General features: G+C 64.3%; 16 protein-coding genes. 12 read left to right on the top strand and 4 right to left on the bottom strand.

The features are described 5' to 3' along the window. Positions 1-16: 16 nt before the first annotated feature. Positions 17-703, bottom strand: coding sequence for an NUDIX hydrolase (locus OKA04_RS20335; protein WP_264503050.1), 687 nt, complete (start codon positions 701-703; stop codon positions 17-19). Positions 704-806: 103 nt separating this feature from the next. Here OKA04_RS20335 and OKA04_RS20330 point away from each other — a divergent pair, with 103 nt between their 5' ends. From OKA04_RS20330 to OKA04_RS20320, 3 genes are all read left to right on the top strand, one after another. After that, entirely contained in the window at positions 807-1,442 is a 636-nt protein-coding gene (locus OKA04_RS20330; protein WP_264503049.1) for a hypothetical protein, read from the top strand. A 213-nt stretch (positions 1,443-1,655) separates the two neighbouring features. Beyond that, positions 1,656-2,474, top strand: a complete 819-nt coding sequence (locus OKA04_RS20325; RefSeq protein WP_264503048.1) for a DUF1444 family protein — start codon at positions 1,656-1,658, stop codon at positions 2,472-2,474. A gap of 58 nt (positions 2,475-2,532) precedes the next feature. After that, on the top strand, positions 2,533-3,615 hold the full coding sequence (locus tag OKA04_RS20320; protein WP_264503047.1) for a glycoside hydrolase family 43 protein: 1,083 nt from the start codon (positions 2,533-2,535) through the stop codon (positions 3,613-3,615). Between the two features lie 4 nt (positions 3,616-3,619). Here OKA04_RS20320 and OKA04_RS20315 read toward each other — a convergent pair whose 3' ends face one another. After that, positions 3,620-4,198 (bottom strand): DNA-3-methyladenine glycosylase family protein, encoded by a 579-nt coding sequence (locus OKA04_RS20315; protein ID WP_264503046.1) that lies wholly within the window; start codon positions 4,196-4,198, stop codon positions 3,620-3,622. Between the two features lie 148 nt (positions 4,199-4,346). Between OKA04_RS20315 and OKA04_RS20310 the strand changes: the two genes are divergently transcribed. From OKA04_RS20310 to OKA04_RS20300, 3 genes are all read left to right on the top strand, one after another. Continuing rightward, positions 4,347-5,204 carry a hypothetical protein gene (locus OKA04_RS20310; protein WP_264503045.1) on the top strand — a complete coding sequence of 286 codons (858 nt, stop codon included), beginning with the start codon at positions 4,347-4,349 and terminating at the stop codon, positions 5,202-5,204. Positions 5,205-5,342: 138 nt separating this feature from the next. After that, positions 5,343-5,576: an addiction module protein gene (locus tag OKA04_RS20305; protein ID WP_264503044.1), complete on the top strand. Its 234-nt coding sequence runs from the start codon at positions 5,343-5,345 to the stop codon at positions 5,574-5,576. Continuing rightward, a complete protein-coding gene (locus OKA04_RS20300; RefSeq protein ID WP_264503043.1) occupies positions 5,573-5,863 on the top strand; it encodes a type II toxin-antitoxin system RelE/ParE family toxin in 291 nt (96 codons plus the stop codon). The genes OKA04_RS20305 and OKA04_RS20300 overlap by 4 nt, the downstream gene beginning before the upstream one ends. Before the next feature lie 36 nt (positions 5,864-5,899). Here the strand turns inward: OKA04_RS20300 and OKA04_RS20295 are convergent, their stop codons facing one another. Together OKA04_RS20295 and OKA04_RS20290 are read right to left on the bottom strand one after the other, a co-directional pair. Next, positions 5,900-6,289, bottom strand: coding sequence for an RNA recognition motif domain-containing protein (locus OKA04_RS20295; RefSeq protein ID WP_264503042.1), 390 nt, complete (start codon positions 6,287-6,289; stop codon positions 5,900-5,902). 61 nt (positions 6,290-6,350) lie between these two features. Beyond that, entirely contained in the window at positions 6,351-7,259 is a 909-nt protein-coding gene (locus tag OKA04_RS20290; RefSeq protein ID WP_264503041.1) for a LysR family transcriptional regulator, read from the bottom strand. 70 nt (positions 7,260-7,329) lie between these two features. Here OKA04_RS20290 and OKA04_RS20285 point away from each other — a divergent pair, with 70 nt between their 5' ends. The 6 genes from OKA04_RS20285 (at position 7,330) to OKA04_RS20260 (ending at position 13,801) form a co-directional block, all read left to right on the top strand. After that, entirely contained in the window at positions 7,330-7,560 is a 231-nt protein-coding gene (locus OKA04_RS20285; protein WP_264503040.1) for a ferredoxin, read from the top strand. 54 nt (positions 7,561-7,614) lie between these two features. Continuing rightward, positions 7,615-8,052, top strand: a complete 438-nt coding sequence (locus tag OKA04_RS20280) for an EF-hand domain-containing protein (RefSeq protein ID WP_264503039.1) — start codon at positions 7,615-7,617, stop codon at positions 8,050-8,052. Positions 8,053-8,111: 59 nt separating this feature from the next. Next, a complete protein-coding gene (locus OKA04_RS20275; protein ID WP_264503038.1) occupies positions 8,112-9,152 on the top strand; it encodes an SAM-dependent methyltransferase in 1,041 nt (346 codons plus the stop codon). Between the two features lie 54 nt (positions 9,153-9,206). Further along, positions 9,207-9,755, top strand: coding sequence for a hypothetical protein (locus OKA04_RS20270; protein WP_264503037.1), 549 nt, complete (start codon positions 9,207-9,209; stop codon positions 9,753-9,755). Between the two features lie 367 nt (positions 9,756-10,122). Then, a complete protein-coding gene (locus tag OKA04_RS20265; protein ID WP_264503036.1) occupies positions 10,123-12,747 on the top strand; it encodes a glutaminase family protein in 2,625 nt (874 codons plus the stop codon). A gap of 310 nt (positions 12,748-13,057) precedes the next feature. Continuing rightward, a complete protein-coding gene (locus OKA04_RS20260) occupies positions 13,058-13,801 on the top strand; it encodes an NYN domain-containing protein (RefSeq protein WP_264503035.1) in 744 nt (247 codons plus the stop codon). The last annotated feature ends 14 nt before the right edge of the window (positions 13,802-13,815 follow it).

Below are 13,815 nucleotides of genomic sequence, written 5' to 3'. Positions count from 1 at the left end.
TTCTGTTGGAAGAGGTTCAGAGGTCGAAGAGGAATCCCCGCTTCGCCGCGGCGTCGTACTTGCGGCGGTCGAAGCGGTGGAGCCGGGCGGGCCGGTGGGCACCGCTGGTGAATTCGTCGAGGGGAGTGAGGAAATCAAATGACAGGAGCTTCTTGCGGAAGTTCCGCTTGTCGATGGGCCGACCGAGGATGGCCTCGTAGAGCGCCTGGAGCTGGGTCAGGGTGAAGTGCCTCGGCAGCAGCTCGAAGCCCACCGGCTGGTAGCGGATTTTCCCCCGCAGGCGCTCCAGCGCGGCGGCGAGGATGTGGTCGTGGTCAAAGGCGAGGCCGGGCAGCCCGCCGATGGGAAACCAGGCCGCCTCGCTCGCATCCGTGTCCCCCTTCGCCGGATGCTGGTCCGGCCGGACGAGGGCATACCACGCGACACTGACCACCCGGCCGCGCGGGTCCCGGCCCGGCGTGCCGAATGTGCGGAGTTGCTCGAGGAAGACATCGCGCAGGCTGGTCTCCTCCTCCAGCTCGCGGCGTGCGGCGTCTTCCAGATCCTCCTCCATGCGGACGAAGCCGCCTGGCAGCGCCCAGGCACCGAGGAAGGGCTCGATGCCGCGCCGGATGAGGAGGACCTGCAGGCCCGTGCCATCGAAGCCGAAGACCACGCAGTCCACGGTCAGCGCGGGGCGGGGGAACTCGTAGGTGTGGGCCATGACGTTCGTTCGCTGGCGGGAAGAAAGTGTAAAAACAACACGAAGTCAAGCAATGGATTTCGCCGGGCTTGCCACGGGGCGTTTGAAGCTGGAAGTTGGGGGCATGGACACGATCAAGCTACTCCTCTGCATGACGGTGGCGCTGCTGGTAGGCGCGCTGGCGATGTCGTGGAAAAATTTCCGCCAGGACGTGCGCGCCACGCCGAAGAAGGAACTGTCGGAAGTGCATCGGCAGATCGCCGAGATCGAGCAGCAGCGGAAGCTCCTGCAGGAGGAGAAGGAGCGACTGATGCTCGGTGTGCCGCTCTCGCCGCCGTCCGCTCCGGGCACCGGCGTGCCTGCCATGCCGGATATCCCGGAGATGTCCGAGCAGGATGCGCCGGAGACGGGAGCGGTCTTCCCCGATGAAACGCCGGCCGAGGAGGTCGCGCCGGTGACGCCGGACATGCCTGCTCTGCCGGACGCCGAGCAGCGGGCAAAGGCGATCGCCGCCGCACCGGTGGTGGCAAAGATTTCCGAGTGGCTGGAAGACCCGAATCTCGGGACATTCGCCATTCTGGAGATCCTCGATCCCGCGGTCGTGAAGGCCGACGTGGTTCTCAGTGTCCGGCGGAATTCCGGCATCCTCGGCAAGCTGAAGGTTGGCGAGGTCGCTCCGGAAGGAGCCTCGGCCAGTCCGACGGCAGTCTTCGGCCAAGTGAAGCCGCAGGTGGGCGACGAGCTGATCGTGGAGCCGTGAGGCCGGGCTGCTTCGAAAGAGCCGGATCAGATTTCTTCAACGAGCCGCCAGCGGGAAACTGCGGGCGGCTTTTATTTTTCACGCGGGGGCTGAGGGGTGGAAGTGGGCTGCATGGGTGGCTTCCGCAGTGTCACTACTGCGACTACGAGGTGGATGGGCGGCGTTGGGGCGCGTGGCCACACCCCCCGCTTGCCAGCGCGCGGGAAACCACCGATGACATCGCGCATGCACGAGGATGCGGAGGAGTTCCGGGCGCGGGTGATCGAGATCGCGGGGGAGGTGTTTCCGGAGTTGGACTTCGAGGTGGATCCGGAGGAGGACGATGTGATCGTCGCCGGGCAGATAAGGCTCGGCCTGCAAAACCTCCGCGCGAAGTGCGAGTTGGGGGATCTGGCGGACGAAGAACTGGCCACCATGGTCGCGGACCACTTCGGGCCCATCCTGCGGAATGAGACGCCGAGCCTGGACGATCTCACGCTGGAGGAGCTGCGGGACCAGCTCCGCCTGCAGCTCATGCCGGCCGAGTATGCGGAGGTGGCACCGCTGCCCATCATCGCGTTTCCCTTCGCGAAAGGAGTCACCATCGGCATCGTAGCGGACTTCCCGCAGGCTTACGCCTACGTGAGGCAGGCGGACCTGAAGCGCTGGGACACCACGGCGGATGAGATCTACGAGATCGCGCTGGAGAATCTGGAAGAGATCAGCCGCGGCATCGGCATGCATCTCAGCAAGAATGACGAGGACACCTTCCTCGCGATCGATGCCGGGGATGGCTACGATGCCGCTCGCATCCTCCTGCCGCGCCTCCAGGAATTCATCGCCACACACCTGGGCGAGACCTTCCGCTTCGGCATTCCGAATCGCGACTTCCTCATCTGCTGGCGGCTGGATAGCAGCGCGGACCTGCACCGGCAGTTCGCGGAAAAGATCGCGGACGATCACTCGGAGCGCCCCTACGCGCTCTCACCCTCCGTCTTCGTGCGGAATTCCGAGGGGAACTTCCACGAACAGTCAGGACCGCACGGAGCGTGATGGTGTAGGAAGGGGGTGACTGGAGATGTGTCTCTCCCGTCGCAACCCTACCGCGCCGATGAATCCACGCACGCTTCCGACTTTCCTCCGCTCCCTGCTCGCAGGCATAGCCCTCGCTGCCGGTGGTATAGCAGCAGCACAGGAGCCCGCCGTGCCGACGAAGGAAACGCTGCTCCTGCAGGACATCCGCGTGCATGACCCGTGGATACTGCCGCATGCGGGGAGCAAGACCTACTACCTCTATACGAGTTCGCGAGACGAGGCGACGCGGCGGAATGGCGTGAAGGCCTACAAGAGCACGGACCTGAAGCACTGGACCGGGCCGGTGGAGGTCTTCCGGGTGCCGGATGGCATCTGGGCAAATCCCACGCACGGCACGTGGGCCTCCGAGGTGCATGCCTACCGGGGCCGCTACTATCTCTTCGTCACGCTGCACAACAACGACTCCGTCTTCGCAAAGCCGCCGGAGACCTGGCGGCCGAATCACCTGCGTGGCACCGCGGTGGCCGTGGCGGATTCGCCCGAGGGGCCTTTCGAATTGCTGAAGAAGGATGGCCCGCATCCGCCGCGGAATTTCATGACGCTGGATGGCACGCTCTACCTCGATCCCGAGGGGCAGCCGTGGATGGTCTATTGCCACGAGTGGATCCAGAAGATCGACGGCACCATCTCCGCCATCCGCCTGACGGACGATCTCTCCGCGACGAAGGGCGAGCCCATCCATCTTTTCAAGGGCTCCGATGCGCCGTGGCTGAATGCGAGCCTGAAGCCGGATGCCGCGCAGCTCAGCTATGTGACGGATGGCTGCCAGCTCTACCGCACGCGGGATGGCTCGCTCGTCATGCTCTGGTCCAGCTACCGGAATGGCGTCTACATCGAGACGCAGGCGCGATCAAAGACAGGCAAGCTGGAGGGGCCGTGGGAGCAGCTCGATCCACTGGTGGATGGCGATAGCGGGCACGGCATGTTCTTCGATACCTTCGCCGGCCAGCGCATGCTGGTGGTGCACCGGCCCTTTGGAAAGCCGACAACGCGGGCGAAGCTCTACGACGTGGAGGATGCAGGGGACCGCTTCAGGATCGTGCGCCCGCGCGGGGATCTGGATGGGGATGGCCGGGCGGCGATCTCCTCCGGGCGGTGACCGCTCACGGCTCCGGCGAGCGATTCATGTCGGTGGCGCGCCAGAAGTACCACGCGGCGACGGAGCGGTGCGGCTGGAAGCGCTCGCCGAGTGCCAGCAGTTCCTTCGGCTTCGGCATTTCGTCGAGACCGTAGGCGATCTTCCACCCGGCGCGGATGCCGAAGTCGTCCACCGGCCACACGTCCGGCCGGCCGAGGGTGAAGATGAGCAGCATCTCCACCGTCCAGCGTCCCACGCCGCGCACCTGCGTGAGGCGGGCGATGATTTCCTCGTCGGAGAGCTCCACGATCGCCTTTGACCCCGGCACCACGCCGGAGAGGGTCTTTTCCGCGATGTCCCGGATGGCGGCGGTTTTCGCGCGGGAAAAGCCGACGGCGCGGAGCTGGTCGTCCGTCACGGTGGCCAGTGCCTTCGGTCCGGGGAAGCGGCCGCCGAAGAGTCCGCGGAAGCGCCCCAGGATGGTCTGCGCCGCCTTGCCATGGAGCTGCTGGTGCGCCACGGCATTCACGAGCGACTGGAAGGGCGTGCGGGTGCTCTCGATCTCCATCCGGCACGGGCCAACACGGCGGATGAGCGCCTTCATGGAGGGGCAGGAGCGTTGCAGGCATGCCACGGCTTTCGAGTGATCTGCTGCTGTCATCTCATCCCATCCCGGCGCAGTCCGGGCCCGGCGTCAATCGCCGCGAATCTCCTTTCCATCCCGCGAGGGGACACACTACGAGTATCTGCAAATGAATATCCGCGCGTCTCTTGTCGTCCTCGCTTCCCTCATCGCCAGTGGCGTCTCCCTCGGTGCCGATGGGCACGTGCTCGCCCGTGCGGGCAGCCTGCCCGCGCCGGGGAAGGCCGTGACTGAGACCATGGTCCACGACGTCGCCGGCTCCGCGCTCACCCTCTCCGTGGGCGAGCAAAAGATGGAGGGCACCTATGGCATGAAGGAGACCTCGACCGAGGTCACCGAAGGCATCTCGGAGACCAAGGCGCGCCGCATCCTCACCAGCAAGACCGCGGAGCACCGCATGATCATCATGGGCCAGGAGCAGCCGTCGCCGGAAGTGGCGGACCCGCTGCAGGGCCTCCCCGTCATCTTTGAAAAGAAGGATGGCAAGTGGACCGCCACTCTGGAGGAAGGCGAGCCGACCGAGGAGCAAAAGACCGCACTGGAAGGGCAAGCCAAGCAGCAGGAATCCGATACCGACTTCCTCGTCTACGGCGACAAGCCGCGCAAGCCAGGTGACAAGTGGGAGGTGGACGTGAAGAAGCTGGAGAGCTTCGGCGGTGCGACCGGTCTGACGGGCACCTTTTCCGTGGAATTCGTGGAAGTGAAGGAAGTCGCCGGAACTTCCTGCGCAGTGCTGAAGTCCACCCTCGACATCTCCGGCACCGCCGAGAAGGAAGGCGACGCGCCCGCCATGAACATCAAGCTCAAGGGTGAAACCCTCGTCCACCGCTCGCTGGCGGACCTCGTGGACCTGGAGTCGAAGCTGACCGGCACCATGACCGTGGAAGGCTCGCCGAACGAGGGCGTGAAGATGACCATGACCGGCCCTGTCACCATGACCGGCACCGCGACGGTGGGTAAGCCGTAACCAACCGCCACCAGGCTGATTTTGGCCCCGAAAAGGGCTCGGCACCCAAAGGTGCGGAGCCCTGCGTTGGCGGCAATGATCTCCAGCAAGCCCGTTGATTGGGCTGGAATCGAGGTCCATGGTGGGTAAGTTGGTCCCATGGCCTCGACCTTGGAATTGCTGGAAAAGGAAGCCCTGCTGCTGCCGGATGATCAGAAGGTTACCCTTGCGCACAGGATCCTTGCCAGTGCTGAACCGCAACCGGAGCCGTCCATCGAAGCCTTGTGGGAAGCTGAGATTCTCCGCCGGATCGACCGGCTGGATCGGGGCGAGACCACGACTCATGCTGCCTCCGAGGTTTTCAGGGAGCTTGATCAGCGGTTCGGATCATGAGAGCCGAATTTTCCGCAGAGGCCCGTGCGGACCTCTTTGATGCGGTAGCTTACTACGAAGGCAAGGAAGCGGGTCTGGGAAAGCGGCTTCGCGATGAGGTCGCCCGAATGCTGCTGACGGTCGTTTCCGCTCCTTATTTGTGGAGAGAGCGCCGAGGCGGGTATCGACGCGTCAATTGTCCCGTCTTTCCCTATTACCTCGCCTATGTGGTGAGGGAGGAGGTTCTTGTGGTGGTGGCGGTGGCACATTCCAGCCGCCGTCCCGGATATTGGCAGGACCGGCTCTGAAGGCGCTGCCTGTCGATCCCACAAGAGCTCGTCGCCTCAATCTTCCCGCCGCGGCGCGCGCTTGGCGGTGAATTTCCGCGGGGCTTTCTTGGCGGCTTTCCGGGCGGTCTTCTTCGCCGCCTTTTTGGCGAAGTGGCGCTTCTTTTCCACCGTCTTCGGGCGCGGTTCATGGGTCCCGAGCAGCGAGGAGGCCGCGGCGCGCTTCACCCGCAGCTTCTCGCCGCCGAGCTGGGTGCCGTTCAGGCCCTTGATCATCTGCTCCGCCTGGTCGATCGACGGCATGTCGGCGAAGCCGAAGCCCTTCGACTTCCCGGTCACCTTGTCGATCACCAGATCGAAGGTCTTCACCTTCCCGTACTGGTCGAGCATCCGGCGGACGTGTTCTTCGGTGATGTTGCGGTCGATGTTGCGGATGAGGATGATCATGCCCGCCGCGAGAATAGCAGCAGGCCCGGACCGGGAACGAGCACGGAATTTCTCCTTCTTTTCAGAAAAGGATGCTGCCGACGAAGTCGCGGATGTGGTCCGGCACCGAGCCGCGCTGCGGGACGATGACGACCAGTTCGCGGGCCAGCGGCTCCGGCAGGCGCACGCGCTGGAGGCGGCGCTTGCGGGCGAAGGTGCTCACCGCCCGGCGCGGCACGCACGCCGTGCCGAGGCCCAGCGCCACGAGGTGGATGGCCATGTCAAAGCTATCCAGCTCCATCGCCGGGGAGATGGCCGCGCCGCGCTTCTCCCACCATGCGTCGATGCAAGCGCGCGACCGGGTGCCGGCGGGCGGATGGATCCATGCCTGCGCCTCTGCCCAGCTCCGCCATTCCCTGCGGTCGGCAGCGACCGCCGGGACGGAATGCCCGTGTGGTGCGATGATCGCAAAGGAGTCGGCGATACGGTGGGTGACTTCCACTCCCGCAGGCAGCCGCGATGGCGGGCAAAGAACGCCCACGTCCAGCCGGGAGTCGGCCACGTCTTCCACCAGCTTTGACCCCGCGTGATGGGAGACCGTCACGGTGACCTCCGGGTGGCGGCGGACGAAGCCGTGCAGCACGCCGGGCAGGTGGGCCAGCGAGACACTGCGGGAAAATCCGATGCGGATCTTCCTCGCATGGCCGTGGAATTCCTCGCCGAGCCGCCTCAGTGCCCCGGCCATGATGCCTGGCACGGCCTCCGTTTCCCGCAGCAGTAGGCTTCCGGCAGGGGTCAGCGTCACCCGCCGTGTGGTGCGCTGGAAAAGCGTCACGCCCAGCCGCGACTCGATGAGCTGGATCTGCCGCGTCAGCGCGCTTTGTGAAAGCCCCGCAGCCTTCGCCGCGGCAGTCATCCCGCCGTGTGCAGCCACCAGCCGCACGAGGTGCAGCCCGTGGAGATCGATGGCCGGGAGTGAAGGCTCATTCATGCTGGAATGTGATTAATCCATGCCATCAATGAATTTAACGCAATGGCAGAGTCCGGTCATCATTCCCGTCATGGCCGACCGAACCGAAAAGCATCCGGGCAATGTCCCCGGTCCATATTACAATGACACCTCCTGCATCGACTGCGACTACTGCCGGGAGATCGCCCCGCAGGTCTTCCGCCGGGATGACGAGGAGGGCCTGAGCTATGTCTGGCATCAGCCGGTCTCGCCGGAGGAGCAGGCACTCGCCCGGAAGGCGATGGAAGGGTGCCCTACTGAGACTATCGGTTGCGATGGGTGATTGCCGTGAAATGGATTGACCGCGTAGCCGTAACTCCAGTCATCATTCATCACCATGAAACCCGTATCCGCACTCCTCTGCCTCGCCGCCGCCCTCGTCTCCACGAGCTGCTTCACCGGGAAATCCGCCCAGGCCTCGACCGTCACGCCCGAGCAGTCCTTCAAGGCCGCCGATCTGGATGGCGATGGCAAGGTCTCGCGCGCGGAGTATGACTCCTACCTCATCGGCGAGATGTTCGCCCGCTACGATAAGGACAAGGACTCGGTGATCACCGAGAAGGAATTCGTCTCGAATGGCGGCACCAAGGAAGGCTTCTACAAGGTGAACACCAGCGGCACCGGCAAGATCACCCTGCACGAGGCCCGCTCCAGTGCCGCGGTGAAGAAGACCCTCGCCGCGCCCTTCAAGGAGGCCGACACGAATGGCGACGGCCAGGTGACGCTGGCGGAATTCCGCATCTCGCGCGAAAAGACGCTCGATTACGTCCGCTAAGCGGCGGTCGGTCGCGATTCGGAGTTGTCCGTCGCGGCGCGGGGCTTCAGGAAAACGCGGTGACGACTACGCCCTGGCTCATCCGCATTCCCGATGTCTTCGCGCCCTTCGCGCCGCAGATCCTGGAGGGGCTGGGGGCCAGGCCGCGGAAGGCGCTGGGCAGCGACTACCATCTGGTGGACCTGGCCGATCCCTCGGCGCTCGAGGACTCGGAGTGGTCCATTTTCATCCGCTGGGCGCTGCCGGTGGACCATGCGTGGCCGTGCTGCCCGCAGAAGATGGACGGCTTCGTGGAAAAGGCCGCGCAGGGCATCCTGAAGAAATTCGGCGACCGCGCCCCGCAGGCGATCTTCACCGGGCCGCTGCTGCCCGGCGCGCCGCATCCCTACTACAAGCATCTCGCGACGAATCTCCGCGGGCGCGTGCTCCAGCTCTTCCCCACGCTGCCGGTGGCGGACGTGGAGTCGCAGGATCCGGAGGCGGGGACGCTTTTCGCGCTGGTGGGGAAGGAAGGCCTCTACTGCGGCATCCGCAGCCCGCGGGAGGCGAATGGCTTCTACCCCGGCGGGACGAAATTCATCCGCCAGAGCGAGGCCATCAGCCGGGCCGGGGCGAAGATCGCCGAGGCGCTGCACTACCTGAAGCTCCACCGGCCGGACCTGCCCGCAGGAGCGCATTGGCTGGAGCTGGGTGCCAGCCCGGGCGGCATGACGGCGGAGCTGCTCGACCGCGGCTATCGCGTCACGGCCATCGACAAGGCGGCGCTGGATGCCCGGCTCGACCGCGCCCCGGGCCTCACTTTCGTCCGCGGGGATGTGGACACCTTCCAGCCGAAGGGTGAATTCGACGCCCTGCTCTGCGACATGAATGGCGACCCGCGCGGCTCGCTGCGGCAGGTGGTGCGGCTCTCGAAAAGCCTGCGGCCCGGCGGGAAGATCGTCTTCACCCTGAAAGCCGCCGGGGCGGACACGCCCGGCGAGATGCTGGAACTGCTGCGCGCCGCCGAAGCCTACGCCACGGCCTCCGGGCTGGAACTCATCGCCAGGACGCACCTCACCTACAACCGCCAGGAATTCACGCTCTTCTTCGAGGTGGGGTGAGCAGGGAAAAAGTGGCTGCGGCATCTTGCCGCCAGCCTTGACCATGAGGATGTCATGGCAAGTAGACTCCTGACGATGAATGGAGAACCACCTCCTGCCGACGACGCTGAGGACGAGCTGGAATTAGAGCCGAAGGGCGAGAAGGATACCGGTGCCTGTGCGGACTGCGGGCACCTGAGCCGCTTGGTTAATGGCTTCATTCACGGCGGGAATGGTGGTCCTACCCGCGCCGCTTACTTCGTGCATTGGACGCTCGGCGTGTCGGAGCATCCTGCCAATTTCGACCTGATCCTCGGACCATGGGGGGATGAGGCGGATCCGGCCGAGCGGGTCGCCGTGTCCTTGGTTTACTTCAATGACGCCGAGCGCAACTTCTTCACGGTCATCGATGCGCAGGGCAGGCGGCACGATGATCGGAAAGTGGCGGGACGTGCCTTGTCGCGTGAGGAGTTGCTCGGCTCGCCGGATCTCGCGGCGGAGGTTTTCCGGATGGTCGATCTCATCCTGTTGAGAGACTCCCGCATCGGGACCATCGAGACGAAGCCTCCGGGCCGTGGAGCGGGGTCCTTCATGGGCAAGATTCTGCGATTCTTTGGTAGATGACCTTATGATGGGAAGGGGTTGGGGAGGCTATCGGCAGGATGCCGATGCCACGGTTTTGACACTGCTCGGGAAGTCTTGGCGTCGTTGGCGACTTGGCGGTTCATCAAAAATCCGCCATCCCTGTTTCAGCCTCCCCTGTGAGTTTTCCAGCGGACCTGTGCTTACCGCTGCCAGGATGTCAGTAGCGCCCGAATGCAAATGCCGGGCAAACTGTTTGACAGAATAAACGCGTTTCAGAACGTAACGGGCGGCGGCGGTTCTTGGGAATACCAGCGGTTTTCCCGGCGACGTCGCGCCTGATCCGATCCATCATGATCGCTTTCCGGCCTGCCGGATCCTCCGTTAAACCCAAGTCCGCATCTCATCCATGAAACACCATTCCATCCTCAACCCGAAGGCCGTGCTGCTGGCTGCCAGCACCCTGAGCCTCACGCTGGCGCACGGCCAGCTCCGCCAAGCCCCGGCGGGTGAAAACGATGTCATCCCGCCCTCGACGCCGCTGGTCGCCTGCGACCCGTATTTCAGCATCTGGTCGCCCGGCGACACGCTGAATGGCGTGGAGACCACCCACTGGACGGGCAAGCAGCACCAGCTCACCAGCCTGGTGAAGATCGATGGCCAGGCCTTCCGCGTGATGGGTGCCACCCCGCTCGCCACCCCGGCGCTGGAGCAAAAGAGCCTCACCGTGCTGCCCACGCGCACGATCTACACCTTCGAGGGTGCGGGCGTCTCCATGTCGCTCACCTTCATGACCCCGGCGCTGCCGGACGATATCAGCCTGCTTTCCCGCCCGGTCACGTATCTCTCGTATGAGTTCAAGTCCACGGACGGGAAGCCGCACGACGTGTCCGTGTTCTTCGGCGCTTCCGGCGAGCTGACGGTGAATACGCCGGACCAGGACGTGACGTGGAATGATGCCAGCGCCGACGGCCTGGCCGTGGTCCGCATGGGATCGAAGGACCAGCCCGTCCTCCAGAAGAAGGGCGATGACCAGCGCATCGACTGGGGCTACCTTTATCTCGCCGCCCCGGAGGGCGATACCGCCGGGCGTGCCTTTGGCGCGCCGAATGAACTCGGCATCGCCTTCGCGGGCAATGGCCTTGGCCAGCAGAAAGGTGCCAAGGGCGAGGCAGATCGCGCCGATGGCGTGGGTGCTGGCCTGGAGCTGAAGTCCTTCCAGGTGGGCAATGACCCCGTCTCGAAGTGGGCGATGATCGCCTATGACGACATCTACGCGATCCAGTTCAACCGCAAGAACCTCCGCGCCTATTGGCGGAAGGACGGCTGGGAGGCAAAGGACCTGCTCGCCGCTTCCGCAAAGGAATTCGCCGAGCTGAGCAAGCGCTGCGAAGCCTTCGACACCGAGCTGATGGCAGACATGGAAAAGATCGGCGGCGTGAAATACGCGAAGCTCGCCGCGCTGTCCTACCGCCACTGCTTTGCCGCCGGCAAGTTCGTCGCCGATGACAATGGTCAGCCGCTGCAGTTCTCGAAGGAGAACCACTCGAACGGCTGCATCGCCACGTCGGATGTCTTTTACCCCATGGCCCCGCAGTTCCTGCTGCTGAGCCCGTCGCTGGCGAAGTCCTTCCTCGCGCCCTTCATGGAGTATGCGAAGAGCGACCGCTGGAAATTCCCCTTCGCCCCGCACGATCTGGGTACCTATCCGCACGCAAATGGCCAGGTCTATGGCGGCGGTGAAAAGACCGAGCACGACCAGATGCCCGTGGAGGAAAGCGGCAATCTGCTCCTGCTGATGGCCGCCCTCGCCCAGATGGAGGGAAATGCCGACTACGCGGGCCTCTACTGGAGCCGCCTGGAGCAATGGGCGGAATACCTCAAGAAGGAAGGCTACGACCCGGCGAACCAGCTCTGCACCGACGACTTCGCCGGTCACATGGCGCACAATGTGAACCTCAGCGCGAAGGCCATCTGCGCCCTCGCCGCCTTTGGCAAGCTCTGCGACATGCGCGGGGAAAAGGAGAAGGCTGCGGAATACACCGCGCTCGCGAAGGACTTCGCCCAGCGCTGGGTGAAGGAAGCGAAGGACGGTGACCACTACCGCCTCGCCTTTGACCGCCCGGGCACCTGGAGCCAGAAGTACAACCTCGTCTGGGACAAGATCCTCGGCCTCGGCCTCTTCCCCGATGAAGTCCTCCGCACCGAGATGGACTTCTACCTGAAGAAGCAGAATGCCTACGGCCTGCCGCTCGACAACCGCCGCGACTACACGAAGCTCGACTGGATCGTCTGGACGGCTTCGCTCACGCAGGATCGCTCGGATTTCGAAGCCCTCATCGCGCCCATCATCAAGTTCGTGAACGAAGGCCCGGTCCGCCTGCCGATGGGTGACTGGTATGACACCGTGAACGCGCGGAAGGAGGGCTTCACCGCTCGCCCCGTGGTCGGCGGCGTCTTCCTGCCCGCCCTCTATCACAAGGACCTGTGGACGAAGTGGGCGAGCCGCGACGTGACCAAGGCGAAGGGCTGGGCCCCGATGCCCGAGTACATCGAGCCGGTCCTCACCACCATCGTGCCCAGCGGCATCGAGAAGGACGGCATCGTCTGGAGCTACACGACCGACCGCCCCGAGGGCGAGTGGTTCGCCACCGGCTACGATGACTCGAAGTGGAAGAAGGGTGCCGCGGGCTTCGGCGCCGGCGGTCCGCCGAATGCGAAGATCCGTACCCGCTGGAACAGCTCCGACATCTGGGTCCGCCGCGAGATCGAGATGCCATCCAGCATTCCGGACAGCATCCAGCTCCACGTTTACTTCGACGAGGACATCGAGGTCTTCATCAATGGCGTGCGCGCTGCCGCCGCCGGTGGCTTCGTGACGGACCTCTCGCTCGTGCCGCTCCTCCCCGAGGGCAAGGCCGCGCTGAAGCCTGGCAAGAACGTCATCGCCGTCCACTGCAAGCAGACCACCGGGGGCCAGTACCTCGACCTCGGCATCGTGGACGTGAAACCCGGCGAGAAGAAGAGCAAGTAAGCCAGCCGGACAAGCGACATCGCTTCCTACAAGTCAAAGGCACGGGGTGAAAGCCCCGTGCTTTTTTGCGTGAGGGGGGCGCTGCGGACAGGGCAGATGAACCGCGGAGGCGCAAAGGTCGCGGAGGATCGCAGAGAGGCGAAGAAAGGGCCTCCATTTGCCATAATCTCTGCGATCCTCCGTGACCTCTGTGTCTCCGCGGTTTCACGAAAGGACGGAGAACATGCCGATCCGATTCGCCGGGCAATTCTCGTATCTTCCAGAGTTATGGAAGTTGCGTCATGCCGGTGAATCGGGCACGACTGGACTCATGCCAGAAGCCCCGTCCGTCACGAAACCGCTCGCAGTGCTAATCGATGCGGACAATGCTCAGGCGGCGGTGATTGCCGCGGTGCTCACTGAGATCGCTGCCTACGGCACCGCGAGCGTGAAGCGGATCTACGGGAACTGGACGTCCGATCAGCTGAAGGGCTGGAAGGGACCGCTTCTCGAGCACTCGATCCAGCCGATCCAGCAGTTCAGCTACACCACCGGCAAGAACGCCACCGACAGCGCAATGATCATCGATGCGATGGACCTGCTCTATACCGGGCGCTTCTCGGGCTTCTGCCTGGTCACCAGCGACAGCGATTTCACGCGACTTGCCGCACGCATCCGCGAGCAAGGTCTGCTAGTGCTGGGCTTCGGGGAAAAGAAGACTCCGAAGCCCTTCGTCGCTGCGTGCGACAAGTTCATTTATACCGAAGTCCTCCAGACTGCATCCGACACCGCCGCGGGCAATGAGGTGAAATCGAAGAAGACGGGAGCCGAGCTGGGCAAGGATCGCAAGCTGGTGCAGCAGATCCTCACGGCCATCGACTCCGCCACGGGCGAGGAGAGCGAGTGGGCATCGCTAGGGCTGGTGGGAACCCACCTCTCCAAGCTCATGCCCGACTTCGACTCGCGGAACTATGGCTACGGCAAGCTGAGCGAACTCTTGGAAGCCATCGGCTCCTTCGAGCTTTCGCGGAAGGACAAGCACGTGCTCATCCGCAGGAAGTCCAAGGGCGGTTGAGCCAACTTAGTGGG

This window comes from Luteolibacter flavescens, assembly GCF_025950085.1.
Lineage (GTDB): Bacteria > Verrucomicrobiota > Verrucomicrobiia > Verrucomicrobiales > Akkermansiaceae > Haloferula > Haloferula flavescens.
This window is presented reverse-complemented; position numbering and strand designations above follow the sequence as displayed.

Bases quoted from the DNA above. Each gene is read 5' to 3' on its own strand.
- OKA04_RS20325 (WP_264503048.1), top strand. From the start codon at position 1,656: ATGACATCGCGCATGCACGAGGATGCGGAGGAGTTCCGGGCGCGGGTG.
- OKA04_RS20315 (WP_264503046.1), bottom strand. From the start codon at position 4,198: ATGAAGGCGCTCATCCGCCGTGTTGGCCCGTGCCGGATGGAGATCGAG.
- OKA04_RS20320 (WP_264503047.1), top strand. From the start codon at position 2,533: ATGAATCCACGCACGCTTCCGACTTTCCTCCGCTCCCTGCTCGCAGGC.
- OKA04_RS20285 (WP_264503040.1), top strand. From the start codon at position 7,330: ATGGCCGACCGAACCGAAAAGCATCCGGGCAATGTCCCCGGTCCATAT.
- OKA04_RS20305 (WP_264503044.1), top strand. From the start codon at position 5,343: ATGGCCTCGACCTTGGAATTGCTGGAAAAGGAAGCCCTGCTGCTGCCG.
- OKA04_RS20280 (WP_264503039.1), top strand. From the start codon at position 7,615: ATGAAACCCGTATCCGCACTCCTCTGCCTCGCCGCCGCCCTCGTCTCC.
- OKA04_RS20260 (WP_264503035.1), top strand. From the start codon at position 13,058: ATGCCAGAAGCCCCGTCCGTCACGAAACCGCTCGCAGTGCTAATCGAT.
- OKA04_RS20300 (WP_264503043.1), top strand. From the start codon at position 5,573: ATGAGAGCCGAATTTTCCGCAGAGGCCCGTGCGGACCTCTTTGATGCG.
- OKA04_RS20295 (WP_264503042.1), bottom strand. From the start codon at position 6,289: ATGATCATCCTCATCCGCAACATCGACCGCAACATCACCGAAGAACAC.
- OKA04_RS20310 (WP_264503045.1), top strand. From the start codon at position 4,347: ATGAATATCCGCGCGTCTCTTGTCGTCCTCGCTTCCCTCATCGCCAGT.
- OKA04_RS20290 (WP_264503041.1), bottom strand. From the start codon at position 7,259: ATGAATGAGCCTTCACTCCCGGCCATCGATCTCCACGGGCTGCACCTC.
- OKA04_RS20270 (WP_264503037.1), top strand. From the start codon at position 9,207: ATGGCAAGTAGACTCCTGACGATGAATGGAGAACCACCTCCTGCCGAC.
- OKA04_RS20335 (WP_264503050.1), bottom strand. From the start codon at position 703: ATGGCCCACACCTACGAGTTCCCCCGCCCCGCGCTGACCGTGGACTGC.
- OKA04_RS20330 (WP_264503049.1), top strand. From the start codon at position 807: ATGGACACGATCAAGCTACTCCTCTGCATGACGGTGGCGCTGCTGGTA.
- OKA04_RS20265 (WP_264503036.1), top strand. From the start codon at position 10,123: ATGAAACACCATTCCATCCTCAACCCGAAGGCCGTGCTGCTGGCTGCC.